Source organism: Actinokineospora inagensis DSM 44258, assembly GCF_000482865.1.
In the GTDB taxonomy this organism is placed as follows: domain Bacteria; phylum Actinomycetota; class Actinomycetes; order Mycobacteriales; family Pseudonocardiaceae; genus Actinokineospora; species Actinokineospora inagensis.
Map to the genome: position 1 here is coordinate 65,829 of NZ_AXWW01000023.1, position 26,029 is coordinate 91,857.

The following is a 26,029-nucleotide window of genomic DNA, read 5'->3' on the forward strand; positions in this document are numbered from 1 at the left end:
AGTCTAGTGGCGTGTCACGTTCACTTCGCCCAAACCAAGATCCACCACCAGGCCGACCTGCCGAGCAGCACCACTAGTGGCTCAGGGCGGTGACGATGGCGACCTCGCTCTCGTCGTGTGGCAGGTACTTCACCCGGACCACCGAGCCCGGCTGCACCTGCGGGACCGCGCTGGGCGGGAGCGCCTTCTGCTGGGTCACGTCGAACATGGTTCGGTCGGCCCGGGTGACGCGCAGGGTCACGGTGGCCACGGACCGGCCGTCGCGGATTTCGCCGGTGGGGGCCATGGCGAGGACGACGGCTGAGGCGTCGAGGCCGTGTTCGGCGATCTGGAGCTGCTTGGGCGTGATGTGTCCCTTGGCGAGCTGCACCCGGTTGAGCACGGCCTGCAACTCCTCCCGCGCGGCATCGGTGGCCAGGGCGACGCTCCCGTCGGGCAGGTAGCGCACGGGCAGCATCGCGCCCGGCTGGACGGCACCGAGGTCGGTCAGGTCGACGATCTGGCGGGCAGTCCCCGCGAACGACCGGCCGTCAGCGGTGTCGACGCGCAGGTGGATGGCCAACTGCGGTTGGTCGTTGACGCTGAGCCCGGTCCGGGCCACCGACATCACCGTCCCCATGCCGATCGGCGCGCCTTCAAAGGCCTTGGGCACGGCACCGCGCAGCGCGGCGAACCCGTCGCCGAGCTTGCCCGCCACGGAGAACAACGTGGGGGCGGCGAACAGCAGCACGATCGGTCCCGCCATCCAGCCGTTCACCCAGGGGACCTCACCGCCCTGCAGACCGGTGACGACGTACATGGCGGTGCAGGCGACGCCGATGAGCAGCACGACCCAGGCGATGGTCTTCACAGTGGAACTCCTTGATGTTTTCGCGGTCAGGACGAGGAGCCGAAGAAGTCGGTGGCGCCGACGGTGAGCGCGGTGAGGTGGCCGTCCGCGGTGAGCACGGCCACCTGGTGGTCGGTGGTGATCGCGACGGTGCCGTCCGGGCCGGTCGCGGCGCTGTCGGGGCTGGAGCCGATCGGGAGCGTGCTGGTGGTCGTGCCGTTGTCGAGCGCGACCGCGGTGAGGACGGTGGCGTTGTCGTTGACCGAGCGGTCGTGGCGGACGAGCACGTGCCCGGACCCGACCGCGCGAGCGGCACCATCGGTGACCAGGGCCGCGTCGAAGTACACCGTGTCGCCGACCGGAGTGACCTCGCCGTCGGCACCCACGCGGACGAGGACCTTGCCGGGCGCACCCCGGTCGCGCAGTTCGAGCCGTCCCGTGTCGATCGTGGCCTTGGTGGCGGTGGCCTGCGGCTTGGACTTGGTGTGGCCGTCAACGGTGAGTTCCGCCGCCCACGTGGTCGCGGTCGCGGGGTCGACCGGCGCGGCGACCGGGTTGTCCAGCGGGATCGCGAGCACGGCCCCGGTGGCGGTCATCGCCATGACCCGGTGGTTGGCCGCGTCGTAGCCGTACGCGGACGGCGCGGCGACGTAAGCGGACCCGAGTCCGGCGATGTCGGGGCCCCGGGCGGTGATCTCGCCGGTGTGGGTGTCGAAGACGAGCAGGCCCGCGTCGGTGGTCACGTAGGCGACCTTGTCCCCCGCCGCCAGCACGGTCGCGTGCCAGATCAGCTCGTCGGACACCTGGGTGTCCCACAACACCTCCCCGGTCGCGACGTCGAGAGCGGCGACCCGCGCCTGGAACATGTCCCGGGTCATGAGTTGGAACATGCCCCGCGCGCCGCTGCGGCCGTAGGGCACGAGCACGACCTCCCGCCCGTCGACCCGCGCCAAGCCGATACCCGGCTCGACGTCGATGTCCGGTTCGGGCGTGACCAGGTAGGACAGTCCGAAGAACAGCAGCGCGAACGCCACCAGCGGCGCCAACAACAAGACGGGCAGCAGGCCGCGACGCGCTAACGCGCGAATCGGCGATCGCGGTGTGTGGTTCATCGGACGCTCCTGGTGACGGCGTGTCGGTATGGCACAAGGCTGCCGCCGCGACCGGCCCTACCGATCACAGAAAACCCCCGGCGGCACAGCGGCCAGTGGTTCGTTGGGTATCGGCCTTTCCACGGCGTTCCTGGCAAGGCGCCGGAACGGCCTCGTACTGGACGGTCGTTCGGCAACTAAGCCGGGGATGTCGTGGGCAGGCCGAGACCCGGGCAACCCTCTGGGTCGAGCCACTAGGCTCGGTCGGGTGAGCAGCCTCCACACGCGAATGGTCGCCGACGCGGTCGGGGCCACGTTGCCGAGGGGGCTGTTGATCGCCGAGGCGTGGTCGCGGTTGGACGCGGTCGCGCCGCTGGCCAACGCGTCCGGGCGCCCGCTGGCGCGCACGGTCAAGCTCATCCTCGATCCCCTGGTGCTGCGCCCGGTGCTCAACCCCCGGTTCGCGGCCGGGGCGGTGGACGTCGCGCACGCCGAGGAGTTGCGCGACCGGATCATCGCGGCCGGTCCGGTCTTGGCCGCCACGGCGGCGTGGTTCCTGCTGGTGAAGAAGCGACGGCGGCGGGCGGGCATCACCGAGGGGAACCCGCAGGACCTGTACTTCCAGCGCTGCTTCGAGCTCGCGACCGCACACGGCGCCCCGGACTCGGACCCGGCCAGCGCGGTCACCGCCGACGACCTGCTGGCCGAGGTCCACGTCCGGTCCGGGCCGACGGTGGCGGGCCTGCGCGACTACGTGAGCGACCCGGTCACCATCCGCGAGTTGCTACGCCTGCTCGACGTGGCCTGGACCACTGTGTCCGATGTCCCTCCCGACGACGGCTCCGAGCTGCCCGACCGGTTCCTGGCGACCTGCGTGACCAACCCGAACACCGCGCTGTTCGCCGACCTGATCACCGACCGCACCGGATCACGGGACGGCGCGAACCTGCGCCTGCCGGGCGTCGCGCACGCGGAGGGACTGACCGATCGGGAAGTCCCCGGCCCGCCGGAACTGGGCGCGGCCGCGTCGAAGAACGCGCTGCCCAAACCATTCGACCGATCCATCGTGCAACGCCTGTTCGTCCCGCTCACCGACACCCGCCGCGCCGAACTGGCCGACGTCGCAGACCTCGTGCACCGGGAGATCACCCGCTCGGCCGGACCATGGCAGCTCGCCGACGAAACCAGCCGGGTCACCATGACACTGGGCCGCACGGCCGCCGCAGGACTCGTGGCCACGCCCGCACCCGGCGCCGCTGCCCAACTGCGGGCCCGCTGGGAACGGGAGGCATTCGTGCACCGCGCCCGCAGGCTGCCCACCGAGGGAGTCCACGCCGATGTACACGGAGTGCGGACGGCATACCTGCGTCGACTGTGGGTTCGGCTGCACGGCCGGGAACTGACGGGCGGCACCGTTGCCGCGATCGAGGTGTGGGACTTGCTCGACGGAGTGCTCCGCTCAGTAATCCTCGACCAACGCGACCGACTGCGCACCGCACTGGAACGGCTGGGCCAATGCGGGTAACCAGAACCGATTCACACGTAGCCCTCGGCGAGTGGCCGCACCCCGAACAGGCGGCGTTGCTGGAGGGCGCAGGCGCACTGTTGGCATGGGATGTCCTTGCCGCATCGGCATTCCCGGCCGCGCAAGTGTATGACCCCGTGCGCGCGAGCCAATGGCTGTGGGAAATCTACGGCCCCGACGCCGCCACGGAGCTGCTCAGCGGAGCCGAATCCGTGAACCCGCCGCTGAACTCCTCGCCGGTCCGCGACGCCTGCAGGCGCCTCGCCCAGTTGACCTGGATCGAGGCATGGTGGCCCGCCTCCACAGTCGCCGCCGTGCCCGCGATCGATCCCGTTGTGCTGAAAGCAGAACTCGCTCTCGCCACCGCCGCCATCGACCACCTCCTCGACGACGAGAACGCCACCACACGCGCCCTCACCCTGGCCACCCGTCTCCCTGACGCCAACACCCTCGCCGCCCAACTCAACGAACTAGCCGACACCCACGGCGTCACACTGCCAGAACCGGTAACCGCGCCAAGCCAGTCGAACTTCGCCCTCGCAGCAGCAGGCCCCAGCCAACGCTCCGGCCTGACAATCCTCAGTGGAGCATCCCCCATCGACTGGTCCGCAGTACCAGCAGGCGCCGTGGACGCAGCAGCAACCGCCGAATGGCTCATCACCCGACGCGACGGCAGCACCTTCCTGGAAGTCACGGTTCTCCCAGGCCCCACACCAACCCACCTCCTAGCCCGCTTCGATGACGTCGACCTAGCCCTAGACCGAGTCGACAACCTCGGCCGGCTCACCGGCCAGACACCCATCCCAGCGACTCTCCTACTTTCCACCCACCGCACACTCACCATCCACGCACCAGGTTTCGCTCCCCCAACACCCCAGCCCGACCCAGACCGCCCAACCCGCCAAGCCGCCCTCATCGCCTACGCCAAGGCAAGAACCCAAGCCACCAACGCGACCACCACCGAACGCCAAGCAGGCACGCAATGACCCCACCCCGACGGACACGCGACGCCGAAATATCCGTAACACCCGCGTCCCCAGACGAGACCACAGCCGCACTCGCCATCCACGCAACCCTACTCACCACAAGTGGCCAGTTCGCCGAGGCAGTGACGGCGGCGGAAGCCGCGCTGGAGACGGCCTACACCACCGCACTCGCCGCCCGCACCACCCTGCTCACCGCGACTGCCCAATTCACCGACGCGGCAACGACGGCGGAAACCGCGTTCGAGACGACCTACACCACCGCACCCGGCATAGCTGCGAACGTGACGATCACCGAACTCCAAGTGGGCACACCATGACTCCGCCCCAATGGGCGAGCGACGCCGAAATATCCGTGACACCCGCATCTCCAGACGACACTACGGCCGCACTCGCCGTCCGCGCGGCTCTGCTCACCGCGAGTGGCCAGTTCGCTGAGGCGGTTAAGGTAGCGGAAGCCGCGTTGGGGTCGGCTTACGCGACCGCGCCCGGTCTGGCTGCGTCTGTCCACTTGACACTCGCTGAGATCGCGGGCACCACCGGCGACCCGGTGGGCAGTGCCGAGCACCTTGGGCTCGCCCGAGAACTGGCCGCCGCGACCGGCGACCCGGCCACGGAAACCGCCGCGGTGCTCAGCCTGGCCCGCCTTGCCTATCTCGACTCCGACAATGACCTCGCCGAGTCGCACTACGACAGTGCCGAACGGCTGATCGAGGCCACTGGTGATCTCCGCAGCCGCACCGTGGCGCTGCATGGTCGAGCCGCTGTCGCGATCAGTCGGGGTAGACCAGGGGAAGCCTTGCAGGCGTTGGACCGAGTTCTTGCCGCGCTTGGCGACAACGCGACACCGGTCGAGCTGGTGGCGACCTACCAGGTGCAGGGCGGGGCGTGGGATGCGCTGGGTGAGTTCGCCCGCGCCGACGAGCGCTACGCCGCCGCTACCGAAGTCGCGACCGAGGCCGGGTTGTGGCACGTCGTCCTGGGCGTGGCGTGGTGGCAGGCCGAGGGGCTGATGCGCTGGGCGGCGTCCACTGTGGATGAATATCGGCGCGAACTGTGCCTGCGGGCACTGGATTTGGCCCTGCCCGCAGCGCTCGCCGCAGAGGCGGCCCGCCGGTACTTCCCGCACGGCCCGCTCCGCGAACGCTGGGTGGCCCTCGCGTCCGCGCCCGCCATCCGCGCCGCGTTTCTCGCGATGCGCGGTCTCGGCGATGTCGAACTGGTCTCCGCCTACATCGACCACCTCGCCGCGACGGTGTCGTTGCAGCCCGTGGACCTCCGTCTCCCACGGGAAGACCTGCTCTCGTTGCCGATCCCCACGGCCGATTCCGTAGACGGCTTCACGCTGCCGCCCCGGGTTCGGATCGACCCCGCCACACCATCTGCATTGGACTCGTGGATCGACGAGGCGCAGCGCCGCTACGGGTTCCCGGTCCGGGCGGACACAGCGGTGGCGTCGTGGTGACAGACCGTCCGACCGTGCAGCTCACCCTGGTCGACGCGGGCGACCTGTACCTGTCGTGGCGCTGGGAACACGCACTCGACCAGCCCAGGGCACTGGTCCTACCACGCGACCTCGTCCAAAGTGTACTGGACGAACTTGCCGCAGCCACCCCGTCCCCACTGCCCGGCGAGACCGCGGACCAGGCACTGACCAGGGCACTCACCCACGGGCCGCTCGTCGACCGCGACCGCGAGATCGCCCTCACCGAACTGCTCGCCAGGACCCTGCTGCCACACGCGCTCGCCACCGAACTCAACACCGTGATCACCCAGGGCGCCCGGCCACACCTGCGGATCCGACCATCCCCGTCCACCGCCCTCGTCCCCTGGGAAGCACTGCGCGTCGACGACGGCGAACGGACCGTGCACTGCGCTGACGTCTCGGTACTTCCCCCGGCGACCGTCCGCAACGCCACCACCCGCCGGGTGTCGCCGTACCATCCACAAGGGACAGTCGTCGGCGTGCTCGACCCCCGCGTCCCCGGCTTCGCCGACGCCTCCCCACTCGGGTCGGTACTCGGGACCCCCGATTCCGCGCTCACACACCTCGCCGCGACCTACTCCCCCGGTGGCATACGCCGCGACGACATCGACCGCGACTTCCTCGAACCCGCGCTGGCAGACGCCGCACGATTCCTCTACGTCGGCCACGTCACCACCGGCGACCACGGCCTCGGCGCCTGCCTACACCTGTGCTGCCCCGCCTCCGCCACTGGCCGAGCCGACCCGATCGGCGCCCACCGTCCACTCGCTACCGCCGACATCGTCCTCGGCCACCGCCCCAACCACCCCTGGCGAGTCCCCAACCGAGTCGCCCTCGTCGCCTGCGAAAGCGGCGGCGACAACCGTTTCACCGAACCCACCGGTCTCGTCGCCGCTTTTGTCCACAGTGGAGCCGAATACGTCGTGTCGACCCGCTGGACCCTCCCCGCCGACGCGGGCCTCACCCGCCTGCTCCCCAACCCCCCAACCACCCCCGTCCTCCCCACCGCCGTCATCGCGGTCGACACAGCCACCGCCGCCCCCGACCCGATCACCGCCATGGGCGAGTGGCAACGCACCCAGGCCACACGCTGGGAAACAACCGGCGACCCCGCCTACTCCCCCGTCCTGTGGGCCGCTTTCACCACCGCGTGGGCACCGGCACCGGTCAGGTAGGTTCCATTGGTGGACTGGGAACTGGTAGGTCCCGCCGCAGGCATGTTCACGGCGACCAACATCGACGACCTGCTGGTACTGGCCTTGTTCTTCGGCCAGGCCTCGGGCGACCGAACTGCCGCGTTACGTGTAGCCATCGGCCAGTACCTCGGCTTCGGTGCGATCCTCGTCGTGTCCGTCGTCGGCGCCCTGGGAGCCGGGTTGCTCCCCGCGCCCGCCCTGCCATACCTGGGCCTCTTGCCCATCGCACTGGGCATACGAGCTGCCTGGACCGCGTACCGCTCGGACGACGACGAACCTGCCACCACCGGAACACTCCAGGTCGCAGCAGTGACATTCGCCAACGGCGGCGACAACATCGGCGTCTACGTCCCCGTGTTCGCGACCACAGGCGTGGGCGGCATGATCGGCTACACCGTCGTCTTCCTGGCGGGTGTGGCCCTGTGGTGCGTGATCGGTTGGTACCTGGCCTGCCGACCGGCCGTCGCGGCGGTGTTGTCGCGGTGGGGGCACGTGATCCTGCCGGTGGTCCTGATCGGAATCGGCCTCACCATCCTCATCACCGGCGCCTTCAGCCACTGATCCCCACCTTCACCACCCGATCTCAGTGTTGACCACGCCCTCTCCACCACGTGCACCGCCTCGCACCGCCCACCACCCCGAACCTCCTCGTCGCCGCCACAACATCCAAGGCGTTCACACTCCGCCCCGTTTGCCCACTCACGCTCCACCCCGTTTGTCGCCCACACTCCGCCCCGTCGCCCACCCACGTTCCGCCCTGTCTGTCGCCCACACTCCACCCGATCAACGCCGACACGGCCACGGCCAGCCGCCGCCGGATCGGGGCTTTGAAGCCAGCTTCACCTGACCCCGCTCCACAGCGCCCCGCGCCTAGTTGTCCATCCACCCCGCCTAGCTGTCCACCCACACTCCACCCGGTTGCCCACCCACTCCACGCAGTTGTCCACCCATGCTCCGCCCGCCCGGTTACCACCCACATCCCGCCCCGTTGTCTATCCACATCCCGCCGAGTTGCGCACAGCCCACAGCGCCACCCCCTGTCGATCTTGCCAACCGGTAGACTGGCCTCGGGGACGCCCCCCGGGAAGGGTGGGGGCCGCCCGGGGTTGGGTTGGTGCCTGCGGGTTTGCGGTTGGGCTGGTGGGGTGGGGGTTGAGTGGGCGTAGTGGTCGGGTGGTGTCTCGGGCCGTGGGGTTGCGCCGGGTGACTGGGGTGTGGTGCCGGTGCTTGGTCGGGAGTGGACTTCGCGGTGGGTGGTGTCGCGGACCCGGCGGCCGGTTCTTGATGTGCAGTCCCTGCGCGGCAGCCGGGGGGTGTGCGATCAGGTCGGTGATGCATGGGTGCCGTGACGGGTGGGAAGTCAGGAGTGGGCGCGGTACCACTCGGTGAAAGCGGCGGGGACTTGGTGTAGCCGCCAGTCTGGGGGTTTCAGGAAAAGGTCGCGCAATTCGGCCACGGGGAGTACGGCCGGGCGGTAGTCCTCATCTTCGTACCGGTCAGAGTCGGATTCGGCGGGGTCGTCGGGAATGGCCACAGCGGGGCCGTCCGGGTCGGTGTCCGCAGCGGGGTTCACCTTCCACACCGCTCCCGCGCGAACACAGACCTCACCCAGATACCAGGCAGGAACCGTCAACGACGTAGCGTCGCGAGCAGCCCAAGCCGCGTCCCAGTCGGCGAAGTCGGCGCGGACGGCGGATTCCAGTGCGTCCAGTGAGGCCGGGGTGAAGTCCCAGTTGCCCGGGTGGGTCGCCGTCCAGGTTGGGAAGGAGGATTCCTGCCGCTGGAGCCACGACCGGAGCCTCGGGTGGTCGGTCCACGACTGCTCGCCCATGGCGCCGATCATACCTGGGAACGCGAGTGGGAACGGGCAATTCGGCAGAACGGGGAATTTCGGCCCGCGCCCACAACGGCCGTGCGAGTATGCGACCGCAGTGCTGGGAGAAGGGGGAAATGCACGTGAATCATTTGGGGGTAAAGCGGGTCGTGGTCGCTGTGGTGGCCGCGTGCCTTGCTGTCGGCGGCTTACCGCTGTTGGCGGGGACGGCTGTGGCGGCCGGGCAGCGCTGTGACGAGATGTTCAACCTGACCGGCACTCCCGCGCTCCCCGAGGAACTGCCGTGGGCGAACGGGGACGCGGCCCGCGCCGAGGCTGACTGGGACAGCTACCAGTACCCGAACCAGCGCGTGGCCATGGACGGCCTCGAACTGCCGGACGACCCCGCCGAGCGGCAGAAGATCCTCGGTCCGCTCGACCAGGACTACCGCAAGTACGCGGAGGGCACGCCGAACCGGGTTTACGCCACGTACAAGAACTACCTGGCGCGCAATGCCGGGTCGGACAAGTACGGCAGCTTCCGGAACTGGCTCAACGAGGCCTACATCGAGGTCTACGGGCGCAACCCGCGCGGTACGGCGTTCCACGCGAAGGTGGTCAAGGACCTGCGGCTGCTCGGGCCGGACTGGTTGTGCGAGGAGACGATCACGGTCACCGACCCGGACACCGGCAAGTCCTACGAACGGCGCTACGACGCGTTCAACCGCAGGACCAAGGAGGCCGTCGAGATCAAGTCCGGTGGCAACCACGACACCGAGCAGGCCCCGAAGGACCGCGCGTTCCTGAAGGACCCGAAGTACCAGGACTACAAGCTGCGGATGGCTTTCGGCCAGCCGCAGTCGGAGGCCACCGGCAGGTTCACGGCGGGGCTCAAGCAGCTCGCGCCGGGTCGGACGGCCTCGTACGTGCACAACTCCACGCCGGTCCCGGACTTCACGTCGGGCAAGTACACCGCGCAGGACACCGCCAAGACCCTGGGCCGTGGCTCCGATGTGATCCGCCAGTCGCCGCCGACGCCGGCCGACATGAAGCGGCAACTGGACCGGATCCGCGCCGAAGACCCGACCGGCCTGCGCGTGCGCGGTCCCGGCGGCGTCGACTTCACCACCCTGGACCTGCGTTACGTCGGCAAGCCCGTCAAGGGGAAGGGCCTGGACTACTCGTTCTCGGCGGACATGGTCGACGAGGACGCGGGCAAGGGCTGGGGTGGTCAGCAGCGCGCCGAGCTGATCTCGGACAGCTTCTTCACCTGGCTGGCGCTGACCCCGGACAAGTTCTGGGTCAACCTCAACCCGGACGAGCCGGACCGGATCATGGATCCCGCGTTCGGCAGCACCGACGCCGGCCGCGTGCTGCTGCAGGCCGACCTGGAGATGAAGCACGACTACGCGAAGAACATGGACCCCAGGACCGGCATCGGCAAGCGGCTGTTCGACACGCTGGGCGCCGAGGGGATCCCCTGCACGCACGGCGTGCGGAACTGGATCGTCCCCGAGCCAGCCGAGGTTCGCGAACAGGACGGCGGCCTCTACATCCTCGGCGCCCCGCTGAAGGTCAACTCGGTGCCGCAGGACTTCAGCACCCCGAGCCCGAACGGGCAGTGCACCCTCACCGAGGCGCAGCACAAGCGGGTCCAAGACCTGCTGGACACGCTGGTCGTGCCGGAGATCCGGAAACTGGTGAACACCGACGCCCGCTACGCCGACCTGCGCACCGTCTACAAGGCGCGCGTGGCCGCCGAGTGGATCCGCCAGCGCGACGCCGAGTCCGCCACGGACTACCACCAGACCATCAACAGCGACAAGGTCGACGACTGGCCACTGCGCGGCGACAACAAGTCCTGGACGCCGCAACAGACCTACCGCGACTACGTGAAGTCCTTCACCGAAGGCGACTACACCTACCCGTGCGAGAAAGAGGGCAAAGACGGCATCTGCGTCGCCGGTGGCGTGGACTTCTCCAAGGCACCGAAGGAGAACGTCACCCGGGCGAAGTTCGAGACCGAGCACAAGAACCTCCCCCGCACCACGACGATCTCCGTCCAGGCGATGACCGACGACGCGGAGAAGGCCACCCTGCTCGCCCTCGGCGGAAACACAGCCGCCCACGACGACACTCCGCCGACGACAACACCGACCACCCCACCAACGACCCCACCCGGCGGGTCGACCACCGCCGAGCCGTCTCCAACCACCACGCCACCGGCGCAGACCCCGCAACCGCGGGCAGACGGCCGTCACGACCCGGGACTGGCGTCCACCGGCGCCTCCGTGCTGGGCATCGCGGGCGCCGCGCTCACCCTCCTGCTGGTGGGTGGCGCGCTCATCTGGTGGACCCGCCGCCGCAAGACCAGCGGCGAGTAGATCTCGCGTGGGCCACGTTTCCTCGACGTGGCCCACGCGGGGCAAGACACAGTGCGCGACGAACCGCACAGCCAGGTGAATCCCGCGACCCCGCCCGGGTGATTTCGGCCGACCGACCGATCGGGATGCCGCCGCTGCGCCGGTCGCGCCGCGAGAATCGAGCAATGGCGAAGGTGTGTGTGGTGGGTGGCGGAGCGACCGGGGCAGCGGTGTTGTGGGCGCTGTCCCAGGATCCGAACGTGTGCGGGGACTGGCAGGCGACGCTGATCCACGACCAGCCGGACCTGGGTGGACACTCGTTGACGGTCCCGGTCGACCACAACGGGGCCACCATCCAGGTCGACGTCGGGGTGCAGTTGATCTCGCGGCTGCTGTACCCGAACGTGGCGGCGATGTTGGGGTCCCCCGCGTTCGAGTCCGTGCGGCTCACCGACGTGGACGACCTGCGGGTGGCGTGCGCGTTCCCCGGGCCGCCCGCGATCGAGGAACCGTTGAACTGGGGGAACTTCCCCGAGTACCAGCAGGGGCCGTCGTTCGGCCTGTACAGCCAGGAGATGCAGGCCGACGCGACCACGTTCCAGGACTTCATCGAGATGTCGGTCGCGGTGGGGTGGGGTGAGCTGACCGTCGGAGACTTCTTCCGGAAGCTGCCGGTGCCGCTCAACGACCCGGACCGGTTCCGGGAGTACTTCGTCGCGCCGTACCTGAGCATCATGAACGGGTACGGGAGCGCGGACATGGACCAGGTCACGTTCGGCGACCTGGCGCCCTTGTTCGACCGCATCCCATGGGCGAAGAGTCCACTGGGCGCGTTCACCCACCCCGGCACGGGATGGTCGCGGTTCACCAACGGCAGCTCGACGTGGGTGCGCGCGATGGCCGCGGTGGCGGGGCAGACGTTGACGTCAACGGTCATCACCGACTCCACGGTGACGGCGGTGTGGACAGACACCCACACCGAGGGCAACCCGGTGCACGTGCGGTGGACGACCAACGGCGAGACGTACGAGGACGTGTTCGACAAGGTCGTGTTGACCACGGACATGTGGACGAGCGGTCAACTGCTGGACAACCCCGAGAACCACACCCTGTGGAAATCGGTGTACCAGCCGAGGATCGCGAAGTCCGAGTGGGCGCTACTGCCCGGCGAGTGCTACATCCACACCGACGAGTCGATCCTCGCGCCGTTCCTGCGCGAGCGCCAGGAGATCCTGCAGTTCACCGCGGCCTACGCCCGGACCACGACCTGGCCGTACTACGACATCAGCAAGACGTTCACCACGTTCCTGCTCGACAACCTCCTCGCCGACCCCCGCGCCGAGGGCCTCTACCTCACGATGTACGGCGACACGTCCACCCACATCCGCAAACCCGCGTCCGGCACGGTGAAGTTCCGCAAACACTGGACCCACGGCATGTGGGCGGCCTCATTCCTCGGCGGCCCCAAACGCATCCTGCACGAGGCCCAGGGCCGAGGCTGGTTCTCCGGCCCCGACCAGCCAGACACCAACGTCTACTTCGCGGGCAACAACACCACCACCGACTCGGAGGAAGGGGCACTGGACTCAGCCATGGGCATCGTGAACTACGCCTTCCGCAGCCCCTACCCAATCCGCCCAGTGGAACCAACGGCCGTAGCCATGTTCCTCCTGTTCTACCTGGACGTCATGTTCCCCATGACCGGCCACGCCCGCCGCGAGGCGATCATCCGATCACTGACCCCGCACTAGCCTCCGCCCAGGCCCGCGTGGCCACCTCGAACCGGTCCAGCCAGCACGGCAACGCCACGGCGACGCCCATCGCAACGGCTGCCGTGAGGTTCCGGGCGACCCCCTGGCCCCGGACAGGCGGGACCAAGCCGAGTTGGTCGTCGGACCGCTGAGGCGCATTGACCCTCGACCAAGCTCGCACCGGAGCGACGGACTCCAAGACGGGGGCGGGACCAGCCGGTACCGCAGCGGTACTCATCGCAACGGCCAGAGACGTCAGATCGCAGTGACCTGGTCGCCCGCATAGGCGGCGGCCAAGTCGAATCGATCATCCCGTTGCTGAGACCGCACGGGCCCTCGACTTGGCCCGAGTGGACACTGCGGACTTCACCGGATGCCAGAGCAGCGCGGCGACCGGTTCAGCCAATACGGCACGGGGCGGCGATACCCATCGCAAACAGCCGCGGTGAAGATGTTTGGATCGCGGCGGTGATCCGGTCGTGCGCGCAGACAGCAGCCAGGCCGAATCGATCATCCGGTCACTGACGCCGCACTCACCCTCGGCTGGACCGCACCGACGCCACAGACTCCACGGACCTGAAGGCGGCGCGGGACCGGCCCAACCAGTACGACCAACGGCTCGGTACTCGTCGCAACGGCTACCGTGAGACGTCGGAACGCGGTGACCTGGTCGCCCATGCAAGTGGCGGCCAAGCCGAGTTGGTCATCCGATCACTGACCCCACACTGACCCCCGCCCGGCTCCCAGCGGCCACCAAAGCAGCCTCAGACCGCTCAAGCCAATAAGGCAGCGGCACGGCGGCGCTCACCGCGACGGCTGCGGTCAGGTGTCGGACTGCGGCGTCCCGGTCGCCCGCGCACGCGGAGGCCAGGCCGAGTTGGTGGTCGATGGGGCCGTAGCGCACCACCTGGTTGAGCTGGAGCAGTCCGGTGCAGGGCAGCAGTCGGTCGTAGACGCGTTGCGCGGCGGTGGGGTCTCCGGTGCCGTGGGCGACTTCGGCCAATTGGCACAGGAGTTGCACGCGTAGTTGGGAGTCCGGGGACGGTAGGTCGTCGAACAGGTCGCCGACTTCCGTGCGGGCCTCGTTCAGCTCACCTGCGTCGACGAGGATCAGGGCGGTCGCTGGGCGGAGGTCGTAGTCGCCCATGCCGTCGAGGCCGCGCAGTACCGGCAGCAGTTCGGCGCCTCGGCCCTGTTGGCGGCGGAGTTGCATGACCTGCGCGCCGTATGCCAAGGCCGCGTCTGGTTCACCTGCGTCGTTTCCCATCCGAAAAGCGGCTTCGCAGGCCGCCTCGGCCTCGGTGAGCCCGCCCGCCGCCAGTGTCCGTCCGGCGTGGGAGAGGGCCGCGACCCAGCGCAGGTAGGGTTCGCCGATGTCGTCGGCGATGCGGATCTCCTCGGCGAGCGCGGCGTCGGATTCGGCGATCAACCCGGCTTCCCAGCAGGCGATGGACCGCAGTCGGGCGGCCAGCAACTTCAGCCGCCGGTCCGGGGCGGTCGCGGCGATGGTGAGCAGTTCGGCGGTGTCGGTCAGCCTGCGCGGCTGGGTCGACGGCGCCCAAGTCGCCTCGAACCGCAGGGCCAGCACCCGGCCCAGCACCAGTGGGTCGCCCAGTGCGCGGGCGCGGTCGACGGCGTCGTCGGCCAGTCGGGCGCGACGATCAGCCTGGTCGGCGGCGAGGAGTTCGACGGCGAGGGTGGCGCCGAGCAGCGGCCGCTGCGGGTGTGGGTCGTCCCCGATGGCGGCGATGGCCGACTCCAGCAGGGCGATCCGGTCCGCGTCGAGCCTGCCGCTGTTGGAGACCGAGCCGCGGTTGTTGGCGACGGCGGCGCGCACCAGTCGGGTTGTGTCATCGGCGGCCTCGGCGAGTCGACCGGCGGCCAGCAGGGTCTGCCGGTAGTCCTGTTCGCCGGTGCCGCGCTGCGCCGTGCCCAGGCCGATGAGCGCGTCGACGCGCAGCGGGTCGTCCGCGTCGAGCAGCGGCAACGCGTCGGTGAACCAGCGCAGCGCCTGGTCGGGGGCGAGGTCGGTCAACGCCCGGTCGCCTGCCCGGCACGCGCGGTCGGCCGCGACCCGCGCCTCGTCCGGGCGGTGACCGAGCAGCCAGTGCCGGGCCAACTCGCCGACGCGGTCGGAGTCGGTGGCCTCCAACGCGAGGGCGACCCGCCGGTGCATCCGCCGTCGCCGCGCGGCGCCGACCCGCTCGCAGAGGGTGCGCTGGACGAGGGCGTGTCCGAAGGCGAACCGGTCGGCGGGCAGCTCGGTGACCAGTCCGGCGGCGACGGCGCGGTCGAGGTGGTCGAGCATGGCGTCCTCGGTGCACTCGACCGCGGCGGCCAGCACCGGCAGGTCGAACTCCGCGCCCGCGACGGCGGCCTGGGTCAGCACGGCCGCGGTGGCCGGGCCGAGCCGGTCGACGCGGTGGCCCACCACGTCGCGGACCGTCTCAGTCAGCGCGATCCGCGCCGGGTCCGTCGTCGCCCACCCGGTCTCGGCGAGGTTGCGTAGCAGCTCACGGGCGAAGAACGGGTTGCCGCCGCACTCACGGCCGATCGCGTGCGCCCAGGCCGCCGCGTCCATCCCGAGCGGCCGCCCGGCGACCGCCTCGACCAGCGGGACCAGGTCGTCGTCGGCGAGCCCGGACAGCGTGATCCGGCAAGCCGCCGGTCCGCGCAGCAGTTCACGCAGCGCGCCATCGGCGTCGTCGGTGAGATCACCCGGCCTACATGTGACGACCAGGCTCAACAGGCCGGGTCCGGCCGAGTCAGCCAGATGGCGCAACAGCAGCAGGGTGGGTTTGTCCGCCCAGTGCAGGTCGTCGACGACCAGGACCACCGGCCGGTCGGCGGCGGCGCGGGTGAGCAGGGCGGCGACCGACCGGAACAACAGGTGCCGCTCGGTGCGCGGATCAGTGCCGGGCTCCGCCTGCCCTTGGCGCAGCTCGGGGACCAGGCGCGGCAGCGACGAACCGTAGCGGGCGGTGTGGTCGACGAGGACGGCGTCGGGCAGGTGCGCGGCGAGCTGGGCGAGGCATTCGACTACCGGTCGGTACGCCAACGTCACCTGCTCGTCGCAGCGGCCATAGAGGACCAGTGCGTCGGTACCGGTAAGAGCGTGCGCGACGAGCGCGGTCTTACCAACCCCCGCCTCGCCCGCGATCGCGACGACGGCGACCGGGGCCGGTTCGCGCACCACAGCGGTCTCCTGGACCAGTTGGACCTCGCGCACCCGGCCGACCAGCAGTCCGGCCGCCTCCGCCCGCAACCGGGCGGGCAACTCCGGACGATCCGGCGGTCGGGCCGCGCCCGCGAGCAGGCTCAGGAACACCGCCTCGGTCGCCGCGGCCGGGTCGGTGCCCAGCTCGTCCGCCAGCAGGGTGCGGCACCGCTCGTAGGCGACCAGGGCCTGCGCCCGATCGCCGCCCGCGGCGAGGGCGGACATCAACAACCGGTGCCCGGACTCGCCGAACGGATCAAGGTCGATGGCGGTCCGAGCGGCCACGACGGCACCCGCGTGATCGCCCCCGGCGGTGCGCGCCGTCGACACCGCGGCCAGCGCTCGCACGCGCAGGCCGCGCAGCCGGGTCCGCCAGCCGACGGCCCAGGCCCCGTCGACCCCGGGCAGGAACGGCGCGCCGGTCACCGCCTCGGCCTCGGTTAGCCGGTCGGCGGCGCGGGCCTCGGCGATGTCGGCCTCAGCCCGTTCCACGTCGACCACCACGTCCGGCGGCAGGGTCACCCGGTAGCCGCCCGCCTCGGACCGCAGCACGTCGCGCCCGCTCAACCCGGCCTCGGCCAATGCCGCGCGGACCCGGGTGACCGCCGTGCGCAGCACCGACTCCCAGGACGCGGGCCGCTCCCCCGGCCAGATCAGCTCGGCCACCTCGTCCCGCCCCACCGGGCGGGCGCGTTCAAGCACCAGCAGCGCCAGCACCAACCGGGCCTGCCGGGACCGCAGGTGGGCGCGGCCGATCCCGACGCCGTCGCGCTCCAGGGCGACGTCACCGGTCAACCGCACGACAAGGGGCTCCGTGATCGCCTCCTCCCCCAGGTCCACCCACCCATTCTCGACCGGGGCGGCGGTGCGGCGCGATCGCGAGATCGGGGCATCTGCACGGGGTCTGCACGGGGTCTGCGGTCCGTCTGCGGTCGGTTCCTAGCGTCGGTTCCAGCGGGTGGCACCACCCGCGGTCACCAGAGCCGACACCTGTGGAGGAACGCCATGACCGGCTTCCAGATCGAGATCGACATGACCCAGGACACCGTCACCTCGCTGGCCGACGGCGGCTACAGCCTGCTCGGGTTCAAGGCCGTGCAGAGCAACAACGCGGGCGGGGCGCCGCTGGCGTGGTTCAACTCCGCCGACTACGCCACCGAGACGGTGCTGTCCTGGCAGGACAAGTACGAGGCGTTCACCACCAACAGCCAGATCGTGCCCGGCGGCGTCATCCGGGCCACCAACCACTACCCGATCGACCGGGGGCAGACGCTGCAGGTCGACGGGAACAAGGGCACCGGGTACGTGACGCAGGACGGCGTCCCGCTGGCGGTGTCCATCCACAACACCACCACCGTCCCGTTCACCTGCGGCGTGTCCCAGTCCCAGCCGGACGGCTCGATGGACCCGCTGTGCGCGTTCCCGCTCTACGGGCAGCACCTGGACGTGATCGTGCCGCTGGAGCGGGTGCTGCTGCTGTTCACCACCGCCCAGGTCAAGACCAGCTCGGTGATCTACAAGGCGTACAGCCAGGGCCTGCTGATCGACCTCACCGCCGCGCCCGTCCGGCGGGTGCGCTTCGACATCAACAAGGGCTGGGCCTGGGACGGCGGGGTGTGGGCGCAGATCGTGCCGCCCAACGCCGACCTGGCGCCGCTGCTCGTCGAGGGCTCGTCCCTGCAGAGCACCACGCCCGCGCCGCACCGCGCGACCGTCGCCGCCTGATCACCCCGGCCGCCCGTGCCCCGGCGCGGGCGGCCCCCTTCTCATCCGGGAGCACCCCATGGCCATCTTCCTGACCTGGAACGTCTACCACGGCACGTTCCAGAACGGCCCGTACCCGAGCCCGTCGGACCGGATCGCGCGGATCGTCGCCCTCGGCATGCAGCAGTTCGTGGACGTGATCTGCCTGCAAGAGGTCCCGCGGTCCATCCTCGACCCGGCCGTCCCCCTCGGCACACCGGGCGCGCTGACCCCGATCGTGCAGTCGCTGGACGCGACCGTGGCGGGCTGGTCGACCTTCTACAACGCGGTCCAGGTGTACTCGGAGAACAATCCCAACGGGAACAACTGGGTGACCACCACCGACGGCTACCTGGTCCTCCACCGCCCGGCGACGTTCCCGAACATCGCCAACCTCGGCTACACGCAGCCCGGCGCGTTCGTCGACCTCATCGGCAACTCGCTGCGGCCACCCGTCCAACTGGACCTGTCCACAATGGCCGGAACGGTGGTGACCGTCCTGGACTGGCACGCCGACACCGGCGGCCCGCAGGTGGCGATCGCGCTCAGCGCCCTCGACCACGTGCTGGGGCAGGCGAACGGGCGCCCCAACCGCACCATCGTGCTCGGCGACCTCAACTATCCCGGGCCGGTGGAGAACTCGGTCCCGAACCACCCGTTCCCCGGCTGGGAAGACCTGAGCGTCCGCATCGACCGCCGCGTCAACGGCGTCGACCACGTCCTGTCCAGCGAAACCACCACCATCGCGCTCACGGGCAAGCTCAACTTCAAGAGCGACGCCAACCACTACCCGATAGCGGTGAACATGGCCGTAGCCCCTTAGCGACTCACGCGCCGGTATTCCGCCGCCCTGGCCTGGTAGTCCTTGTGTTCCTGGGCGTGGTCGGGGGGAAGGTGCGGGGCGTCCGGGGAGGTCGTGGCGAAGAACCGGGTGAGCCCGGTGTTCGCGCTCGCGGCAAGCTCCCCGGATCGCGCGAACATCGCGGTCTCGTAGCGGGTGACCGCGTCGTCGAGGTTGCTTTCCGCCTTGATGGCGTGCGCGAGCTCCGCGCCGTCGAGCAACGCGAGGTTCGTGCCGTGGCCACCGAACGGCGCCATGAGGTGCGCGGCGTCGCCGATCAGGGTGGCGCCGGGGACGTGGTCCCAGGTAAGCGGGGCGGGGAGGGCCCAGAAGCTGCGCTGCACGTAGTCGCTGTCGTTGTCGGTGATCAGTGGGAGCATGTCCGGGCACCACTCGCCGAACTCCTTCACCAGGTGGGAGCGCATGGACTCCCGGTCGGCGATATCAACGCCCGCCGCAACGTGCCAGTCCAACTCGGCCCTGAACGCAACGTAGCCGCGGACCACACCGTTGCTGTTGCGCTGGACGATCACCCCGCGACCGGCACCATCGGCGGCGAACATGTGACCGTCACCGACGATCGCGGCGACCTCGGGGTGGCGGGTGTCGACATCGTCGAACCGGGCGTCGAGGAAGGAGACCCCGAGGTAGGTCGGGGTCGCGTCGGTGAGCAGGGGTCGGACCTTCGACCAGGCGCCGTCGGCCCCGATGACGAGGTCGGCTTCCACGGTGACGCCGTTGGCGAACTCCAAGCGGTGCGGGGTCGCGCGCGCGAGTTTGTGTCCCCAGTGGACGGTCCCGGGCTGGAGGTGTTCGTAGAGCATGGTCCGCAGTTGACCCCGGTCGATCTCGGGCGCGGCGGCATCGCCCTCGGCGGGGGTGAACGCGGTCAGGACGGTGCCGTGGTGGTCCCGGCGGCTCTTGGCCTGGCCCTCCAGCCGGGCCAACGCCAGGAAGGCGCCCATCAGCCCGGCGTCGTCCAGGGCGATCTGACCGGAGTCGGCGTGCAGGTCGAGCGTCCCTCCCGGGTCGCGGGAGTCCACGGCGGCGTCGGCGTCGTACACCGTGGTCTCGATGCCGTGCAGTTGCAGGACACGGGCGCACATCAGTCCCGCGGGTCCGCCACCGATGATCGCGATGGTTGTCATGGTTGAGCCCCTTCTCTTCGGTCGGCCACCTCCACCGTAGGCGTACTCGTGCCAAAAGTGCAACCGTTCAATCTTTTGACCTGCTCCACCATTGGCGTAGGCTGGGTGGGTGACCGAGCCCGGACGCCGCGAGCGCAAGAAAGCCGCCACCCGCCAAGCCCTGGCCGACGCCGCCCTGCGCCTGTTCCTGGCCCGCGGCTACGACGCCGTCGGCGTCCGCGAAATCGCCGACGCCGCCGACGTGTCGGTCACCACCCTGTTCAAACACTTCCCCGACGGCAAAGAAGCCCTCGTCTTCGACCAGGACGCCGACCGCGAAGCCGCCCTCGTCGCCGCCATCCACGACCGCCCGCCCACCCAGTCCATCCCCCAAGCCCTCCACGCCCTCCTCCACACCGAACGCTCCCGCCAGGTCCACACCAACCCCACCCTCCCCGACTTCCTCCGCCTGATCGACTCCACCCCCGCCCTCCGCGAACACGCCCGCCGCATGTGGCTCCGCCACGAACAAGCCCTCACCACCGCCATCGCCACCGACACCAACCTCCCCACCGACGACCCCGCCTGCCAGGCCATGGCCCACTTCGCCCTCGAAGCCGCCACCCTCGCCCACACCCACCCCGACCCCGAAGCCGCCCTCACCCGCATCTTCACCCTCCTCGACACCGGCTGGACCGCCACGGTGACCCACACCTGACCCACGACCGGGATACCCCAGTGAGAAGCGATTACCTGATAGACAGCCCCGAAGCCGCCGCTTCCTTCACCGAAGCCGAACACACGGAGTTGGCATCATGCGTGTCAACGCGCCCTCGACCACTGCCAGTGCTGGACTCGATCATCGCGTGGCGCCTACCGGCCCGCTCCGCGAAGAACTGATGACACAACAGTGACCACGCACTCCCACAAAGCTGGTGATCGCGACATGGCGCTCGGATTCGTAGGTGCCGCCGTGGCGGCGATGGAGTTCGACTACGCGGTCGTGCTGAGGTTCTCGGACGGTTCAGAGGTTCGTGTCGAGACCGAGTTCACGCTCCAGTCGGGCTCGGGACAACCGGAGCACGTAGTCCCGGGCGACGACTCCGCCCGACTGCGAACCAGCAGGCTGAGAGGCACCCGCGTGAACGAGGCGACCGTCGAAAGCTCGGGCAGGCTCCGACTCCTGTTCAACGACGGCACGCTGCTGCAGGTACCGCCTGACGAGGAGTACGAGGCGTGGACCTCCACCGGCCCCCACGGCGAGTTGGTCGTGTGCGGCCCCGGCGGACTCGTCTCGGATTGGGGTGCCCGGTCCTGAGTCCCTGCCGGTGGAGCGGCGGCGCCGCAGACCGGACCTCCAGCACGGATCGAATGAGGTCCGAAGATCCTCGGAGAGCGACTGGTCTGCGACACAACAACAAGACGAGGTCTCTGCTCGACAAGGTCAATCTCACCAACATCGGGCAGGACAGCCTCCCTCCGGACTGGATGACCGACGCACCCCGCGCAGATTGGACGCTGGAACTGGGCGGCTCACCCGCGCCGCCTGAGCGTGCATCTGCAGCTCGGTCAGAGGTGGATGTCGTGGCGGGAGGGGGCGTTGAGTTTGCGGCGGACTTTGACGACGTATTCCTCGACTGTGCGGCGGGAGAGGAAGAGGGCTTGGGCGATTTCGCGGTTGGTGTGGCCGCTGGAGAGGAGGCGGGCGACGTCTTGTTCTCGGGGGGAGAGTTGGTCTCCGTAGCCTCGGCGGCCGCGGGGGGAGGGGGTGGGGGTGCCGGTGGTGCGGAGGTGGTGGCGGCAGCGGGCGGCGTCGACGGTGGCGCCGAGGGTGTTGTAGGACTGGATGAGGGTGTTGAGGGGGGCGGTGTTGGCTTGTTCGGCGAGTTGGGCGGCGCGGTAGGGCAGGCCGAGGGCCTGGTGGAGGGCGATTGCCTCGCGGTAGAGGTCAGGGGCGATGGCTGCGCGGGCGGCGGTGAGGGCGGCGTGGGCGAGGGGGGCGTCGACGCCGTGGAGGCCGGATTGGGTTTGGGCGATCAGCTCGTGTGCGGCGTCGGGGCGGTCGGCGGCCAGGTAGCAGGTGACGGCTTGGGGGAGGATGTCGCCGGACCACACCCAGGCGCCTTTTTGGCGCAGCATCGCCACACCGCGGTCGACGTGCTGCAACGCCGCGGTGGTCTCGCCGCGGCTCAGGAGCATGCCTGCCATGCCGCCGGCCGCTGAGATGGCGACCGGGTAGGAACCCGATGCGGCGACGAAGGCTTCCTCGGCGCAGGTCCAGTCGCCGCGGGCGGCAGCCAGCCAACCGCGAGTTAGGTGGAGGTCGGTGGTGAGCAGGAGGTTGGCGTAGGTGGCGATCAGGCGGTCGATGCGTTGGTCCAGGCCAGTCCACCGGCCCGCCAGCCAGTCGAGGCGGACGGCGGTGGCTTCCGCAGTGCCCAGCACGTAGGTGGCGGCGACCCGCTCGGCCAGGCTGATGCCGACGCGCAGGAACTCCCGGGCGCGGGAGTAGTGCCCGATCCACGAGCAGGCATCCGCCAGGTTGCAGTACGCGCGGGCGAGGTGGTGGACCTCGTCGGGGTCGTGCACCTCGGCCACCGACGGCAGTTGGGCGATGCGCGCCCAAACACTCGGGTCGCCGACGATGAGGCGCCCGCCCAGGGTCGTGGCTCGCAGGGCGGTGCGCAGGGCGACGGTGGGCAGGTGGTCGGTGATCCGTTCCACCCGGTCGAGCGAGGCCTGGAACTCGGCGATGGACGCGGTCCCCAGGTATGGCCCGGCCATGGCGGCTATCCCGCGCACGGTGCGTTCTGGCTGGTCACCGAGCGCGTCGATGGCCAGGGCGATTTCCTCGGCGCCCCGGTCGACTTCACCGGTTTCGCGCTGCAGCAACAGTCCGAACCACAGCCGCACTTCCCCCCGGACATCGGGCGCCAGTCGCGGGTCCGCCAGCAGGCCCTCAACCCGCGCGGTCACCTCACCGCCGGGCAGTCCCGACAGGGCGTAACCGCACAGCTCGGTGGCCAAACGATTCGTGTCTTCGACACTGATCCCCGGATCGGCCAACACCGCGGACAACAGGTGGACGGCGGCGATCGGGTCCGCGGTCTCGGCGGCGAGCTCGCTGTACCGCAACCATTCCGCGGTCATACCAGCCGCCTTGGCGTGCACGCACAATCGTTCAACAGGGCAAACATCCAAAGTGGACAGTATGGTCACCGCACGCTCGTGCAGTTCCCGCCGCCGCGGACCGGGCAGAGCGGCGTGCACCGCGCGTCGAGCGATGTGCTGCCGGAACCCGTACCTGTTCGCTTCCTCCACGAACACGCCGGAGTCGACCAGCAAGCCCAGGTACTCCCCCGCCTCCTCCCCCGCCACAGCGCTCAACACTTCAGCCGTCTCCGGCGCACCCAGCACCGCAGCAGCCTCCACAATGGACAGAGCTGCTGCGGGCAAGGCCCCCATCCGCTCCCTGACCGCGTCGGCGACCAAGACCGGCACGTCAACCAGGTCCAGAACATCACCACGCACGTCCCGCAGTGCCCGCACCACTTCCTCGACCACGAAAGGGATTCCCGCCGTCTCACGCACGAGGGATTCGGCGAACCGAACCGAGGTCACCGCGGTTCCGACGAGAGCGTCCACCATGGCGCGCACATCCGCCACACCAAACGGCCGCAGCACCACATTGACCCCAGACGGGACATGGAAAGCACGGCCGAGTACGCCTCCAGAAGGCAGGTCCTCACGGCGATAAGTCGCCACAACCGATAGGTGCGGCGGCAGGTTCCCCAACACGAACCGCAGCACGCGGCGGGTTTCGTCGTCCGCCCAGTGCAGGTCTTCCAGCACGAGCACCGTCGGCCCCAGCGCGCGGACCAGCTCACGCACGGCGCGGAAGATCCGATGCCGTTCGGCGGCCGGGTCGCCCAGCAGGCCCGGCGCGGGCGGCAGGCGGTCGGCGAGTTCGGGCAGGTGCTCGCGCAGCGCGCCGGTCACCGGGCCGGGGTCGACGAGCTGGTCACCGCACCGACTGAGGCAGTCGAGCAACACCCCGTACGGGAACGGCTCCGGCAGCGGCTGGCACGAGCCCACGACCACGCGCGTGTCGCAGGCCGCGGCGAACTCGGTGACCAGCCTGGTCTTGCCCACCCCGGCCTGCCCCTCGACGAACACGGCCGACGGCGGGTGCCGCACCGCGTCGAGCAGGGCGGCCAGCTCTGCGTCCCGGCCGACCATCGGCACCGAGCCGGAGCGGATGGTCGGCGGACTCGGGCAACCCATGCTCGCTCCTGTCGGTGATCAACCCACGGCGGAATGCCCGACAGGATAAGTCGGCGGACGCGGCAGGCGTAACCCCGCGAAATCCGCCGCCGCGGCGCGCGGACGATCCCGTACCCATACGGGTCGTGACCACGCTTGTTCGGCAAACGCCCAGGCCGAAGGGTGATTCCAGTGCGGCCCGATGTCCCAACTCCCTGTCCGCGGCCGCCCGACGGAGGAAGCGATGCAAGCCAGAACGCGATGGATATCAGGTCTTTTCACAGTTACATTGGCTGCCGCGGCGGCGGCGACAACGGCGGGCGTGGCCGGGGCGCAGCAGGCCGAGGGTGTTGTCGTCCAAGCGCACCAGCACCACTCCGGACAGTACATCGTTGTGCTCAACAGCGGCGCCCACGCGGCCGCTACCGGCGAGGCCGCGTCGCTCACCCAGCGCTACGGCGGCGACGTGACCGACACGTACTCGGTCACGCTGAACGGCTTCTCGGTGCGCAACCTGTCCGAGCAGCAGGCGCGGCGGCTGGCCGCGGACCCGTCGGTCAAGGCGGTGTACCAGGACGGCACGGCCCACGCGACGAGCGACCAGCTCAACCCGCCGTCGTGGGGTCTGGACCAAATCGACCAGAAAACCACCACCCTGGACAAGAAGTACACTTACCCGAACCAGGGCGAGGGTGTGACCGTCTACACCATCGACTCCGGCGTGTATGCCGCGCACACGGAGTTCGAGGGCCGGGCGAGCTACGGGTACGACTTCCTGGACAACGACACCGACGCGAGCGACTGCTACTTCCACGGCACGCACGTGGCCGGGACGATCGCAGGCAAAACCGTTGGCGTGGCGAAGAAAGCCAAGGTCGTGGCCGTGCGGTCGTTGGACTGCAAGGGATCTGGCCCGGACTCGGCCACGGTCAGCGCCATGGAGTGGGTGGCCAAGAACGCGGTGAAGCCCGCCGTGGTCAACATGAGCCTGGGCATGGACACCCTCGGCGTCGGCGACGACCAGGTCAAAGCCATGGTGGCCAAGGGAATCGTGGTCGTGCTCTCCGCGGGCAACGCAGGCCAGGACGCGTGTGGCGTCAGCCCGGCGCGGGTCCCCGAGGCGATCACGGTCGGCTGGTTCAACCAGGACCGGACCCGCGGCGGCAACTACGGCCGCTGCATCGACCTGTTCGCGCCGGGCGGTAACATCTACTCCAGCGACAACACCGGGAAGTACCGCAACTCCAGCGGCACCTCGATGGCCGCACCGCACGTCACGGGCGCGGCTGCGCTGTACCTGGCCGCGAACCCCAGTGCGACCCCCGCGCAGGTCAGCGACGCGCTGGTGCGCAGCGCCACCCCGAACCTGGTCAGCAACCCGGGAACGGACTCGCCCAACAAGCTGCTCTACGTCGGCGACATCGGTGGCGGTACCCCACCGTCCACATGCGCCGCCAAGGGCAACGACGACGACGTGGCGATCCCCGACGCGGGCACCGCGGTGGGCACGTCGGTGACCCAGGACTCCTGTGACGGCAAGGCATCCGCCACGCTCGGGGTCCGAGTGGACATCGACCACACCTACACCGGAGACCTCGCGATCGACCTGGTCGGGCCGAGTGGGAAGTCCTACCCGCTCAAGCCTTCCGGTGGTGTCGGCGAGTCCGGCGGCGTGCACCAGAGCTTCACCGTCGACGCCTCGGCCGAGACCGCGAACGGCACCTGGAAGCTCTCGGTGCGCGACGTGTACCAGTTCGACGTCGGCACCCTCACCGGCTGGTCGATCACGTTCTGAAAGTCC

Annotated in this window: 19 protein-coding genes; 13 read left to right on the plus strand and 6 right to left on the minus strand. The window is 69.8% G+C overall.

All coding sequences use genetic code 11. The features are described from left to right. Window positions 1-73 precede the first annotated feature (73 nt). Both H504_RS34220 and H504_RS0109780 read right to left on the minus strand, forming a co-directional pair. Window positions 74-850: a hypothetical protein gene (locus H504_RS34220; RefSeq protein ID WP_035303843.1), complete on the minus strand. Its 777-nt coding sequence runs from the start codon at window positions 848-850 to the stop codon at window positions 74-76. Window positions 851-876: 26 nt separating this feature from the next. Then, on the minus strand, window positions 877-1,941 hold the full coding sequence (locus H504_RS0109780) for a PA2928 family protein (RefSeq protein WP_026422629.1): 1,065 nt from the start codon (window positions 1,939-1,941) through the stop codon (window positions 877-879). Between the two features lie 247 nt (window positions 1,942-2,188). Here H504_RS0109780 and H504_RS0109785 point away from each other — a divergent pair, with 247 nt between their 5' ends. From H504_RS0109785 to H504_RS0109810, 6 genes are all read left to right on the plus strand, one after another. Then, window positions 2,189-3,445 carry a hypothetical protein gene (locus H504_RS0109785; RefSeq protein ID WP_157440316.1) on the plus strand — a complete coding sequence of 419 codons (1,257 nt, stop codon included), beginning with the start codon at window positions 2,189-2,191 and terminating at the stop codon, window positions 3,443-3,445. 137 nt (window positions 3,446-3,582) lie between these two features. Then, the gene (locus H504_RS0109790; RefSeq protein WP_157440317.1) at window positions 3,583-4,431 is read left to right on the plus strand and encodes a hypothetical protein; all 849 of its coding nucleotides are present in this window, start codon (window positions 3,583-3,585) and stop codon (window positions 4,429-4,431) included. 122 nt (window positions 4,432-4,553) lie between these two features. Beyond that, a complete protein-coding gene (locus H504_RS0109795) occupies window positions 4,554-4,748 on the plus strand; it encodes a hypothetical protein (RefSeq protein ID WP_026422632.1) in 195 nt (64 codons plus the stop codon). A gap of 191 nt (window positions 4,749-4,939) precedes the next feature. Next, window positions 4,940-5,893, plus strand: coding sequence for a hypothetical protein (locus H504_RS41910; protein ID WP_169735364.1), 954 nt, complete (start codon window positions 4,940-4,942; stop codon window positions 5,891-5,893). Further along, window positions 5,890-7,089, plus strand: a complete 1,200-nt coding sequence (locus tag H504_RS0109805) for a CHAT domain-containing protein (RefSeq protein ID WP_026422634.1) — start codon at window positions 5,890-5,892, stop codon at window positions 7,087-7,089. The genes H504_RS41910 and H504_RS0109805 overlap by 4 nt, the downstream gene beginning before the upstream one ends. Before the next feature lie 9 nt (window positions 7,090-7,098). Continuing rightward, window positions 7,099-7,671, plus strand: a complete 573-nt coding sequence (locus H504_RS0109810) for a cadmium resistance transporter (RefSeq protein ID WP_211239293.1) — start codon at window positions 7,099-7,101, stop codon at window positions 7,669-7,671. A gap of 799 nt (window positions 7,672-8,470) precedes the next feature. Here the strand turns inward: H504_RS0109810 and H504_RS0109815 are convergent. Further along, window positions 8,471-8,941 (minus strand): hypothetical protein, encoded by a 471-nt coding sequence (locus tag H504_RS0109815; protein ID WP_157440318.1) that lies wholly within the window; start codon window positions 8,939-8,941, stop codon window positions 8,471-8,473. A gap of 152 nt (window positions 8,942-9,093) precedes the next feature. Here H504_RS0109815 and H504_RS42380 point away from each other — a divergent pair, with 152 nt between their 5' ends. Both H504_RS42380 and H504_RS0109825 read left to right on the plus strand, forming a co-directional pair. Next, the gene (locus H504_RS42380; protein WP_035303844.1) at window positions 9,094-11,307 is read left to right on the plus strand and encodes a hypothetical protein; all 2,214 of its coding nucleotides are present in this window, start codon (window positions 9,094-9,096) and stop codon (window positions 11,305-11,307) included. A 182-nt stretch (window positions 11,308-11,489) separates the two neighbouring features. Further along, a complete protein-coding gene (locus H504_RS0109825; protein WP_169735365.1) occupies window positions 11,490-13,037 on the plus strand; it encodes an FAD-dependent oxidoreductase in 1,548 nt (515 codons plus the stop codon). Between the two features lie 703 nt (window positions 13,038-13,740). Here H504_RS0109825 and H504_RS0109830 read toward each other — a convergent pair. Then, the gene (locus H504_RS0109830; RefSeq protein ID WP_026422638.1) at window positions 13,741-17,094 is read right to left on the minus strand and encodes an ATP-binding protein; all 3,354 of its coding nucleotides are present in this window, start codon (window positions 17,092-17,094) and stop codon (window positions 13,741-13,743) included. 165 nt (window positions 17,095-17,259) lie between these two features. Between H504_RS0109830 and H504_RS34230 the strand changes: the two genes are divergently transcribed. Next, complete coding sequence (locus tag H504_RS34230; RefSeq protein ID WP_051385683.1) at window positions 17,260-17,979, plus strand: hypothetical protein; 720 nt, start codon at window positions 17,260-17,262, stop codon at window positions 17,977-17,979. Window positions 17,980-18,037: 58 nt separating this feature from the next. Next, entirely contained in the window at window positions 18,038-18,820 is a 783-nt protein-coding gene (locus H504_RS0109840; RefSeq protein WP_026422639.1) for an endonuclease/exonuclease/phosphatase family protein, read from the plus strand. On the opposite strand, the gene H504_RS0109845 is transcribed toward H504_RS0109840, so the two are convergent. Then, window positions 18,817-19,986, minus strand: a complete 1,170-nt coding sequence (locus H504_RS0109845; protein ID WP_026422640.1) for an FAD-dependent oxidoreductase — start codon at window positions 19,984-19,986, stop codon at window positions 18,817-18,819. The genes H504_RS0109840 and H504_RS0109845 overlap by 4 nt on opposite strands. Window positions 19,987-20,095: 109 nt before the next feature. Between H504_RS0109845 and H504_RS0109850 the strand changes: the two genes are divergently transcribed. Next, entirely contained in the window at window positions 20,096-20,683 is a 588-nt protein-coding gene (locus H504_RS0109850; RefSeq protein ID WP_026422641.1) for a TetR/AcrR family transcriptional regulator, read from the plus strand. A gap of 228 nt (window positions 20,684-20,911) precedes the next feature. Continuing rightward, window positions 20,912-21,283 (plus strand): DUF6188 family protein, encoded by a 372-nt coding sequence (locus H504_RS0109855; protein ID WP_026422642.1) that lies wholly within the window; start codon window positions 20,912-20,914, stop codon window positions 21,281-21,283. Window positions 21,284-21,534: 251 nt separating this feature from the next. On the opposite strand, the gene H504_RS0109860 is transcribed toward H504_RS0109855, so the two are convergent. After that, a complete protein-coding gene (locus H504_RS0109860) occupies window positions 21,535-24,249 on the minus strand; it encodes an ATP-binding protein (protein WP_245614158.1) in 2,715 nt (904 codons plus the stop codon). 223 nt (window positions 24,250-24,472) lie between these two features. On the opposite strand from H504_RS0109860, the gene H504_RS0109865 reads away from it, so the two are divergent. Next, entirely contained in the window at window positions 24,473-26,023 is a 1,551-nt protein-coding gene (locus tag H504_RS0109865; RefSeq protein WP_051385684.1) for a S8 family peptidase, read from the plus strand. The last annotated feature ends 6 nt before the right edge of the window (window positions 26,024-26,029 follow it).

Bases quoted from the DNA above. Each gene is read 5' to 3' on its own strand.
- H504_RS0109780 (WP_026422629.1), bottom strand. From the start codon at position 1,941: ATGAACCACACACCGCGATCGCCGATTCGCGCGTTAGCGCGTCGCGGC.
- H504_RS0109815 (WP_157440318.1), bottom strand. From the start codon at position 8,941: ATGGGCGAGCAGTCGTGGACCGACCACCCGAGGCTCCGGTCGTGGCTC.
- H504_RS34230 (WP_051385683.1), top strand. From the start codon at position 17,260: ATGACCGGCTTCCAGATCGAGATCGACATGACCCAGGACACCGTCACC.
- H504_RS0109840 (WP_026422639.1), top strand. From the start codon at position 18,038: ATGGCCATCTTCCTGACCTGGAACGTCTACCACGGCACGTTCCAGAAC.
- H504_RS0109845 (WP_026422640.1), bottom strand. From the start codon at position 19,986: ATGACAACCATCGCGATCATCGGTGGCGGACCCGCGGGACTGATGTGC.
- H504_RS0109855 (WP_026422642.1), top strand. From the start codon at position 20,912: ATGGCGCTCGGATTCGTAGGTGCCGCCGTGGCGGCGATGGAGTTCGAC.
- H504_RS0109860 (WP_245614158.1), bottom strand. From the start codon at position 24,249: ATGGGTTGCCCGAGTCCGCCGACCATCCGCTCCGGCTCGGTGCCGATG.
- H504_RS0109865 (WP_051385684.1), top strand. From the start codon at position 24,473: ATGCAAGCCAGAACGCGATGGATATCAGGTCTTTTCACAGTTACATTG.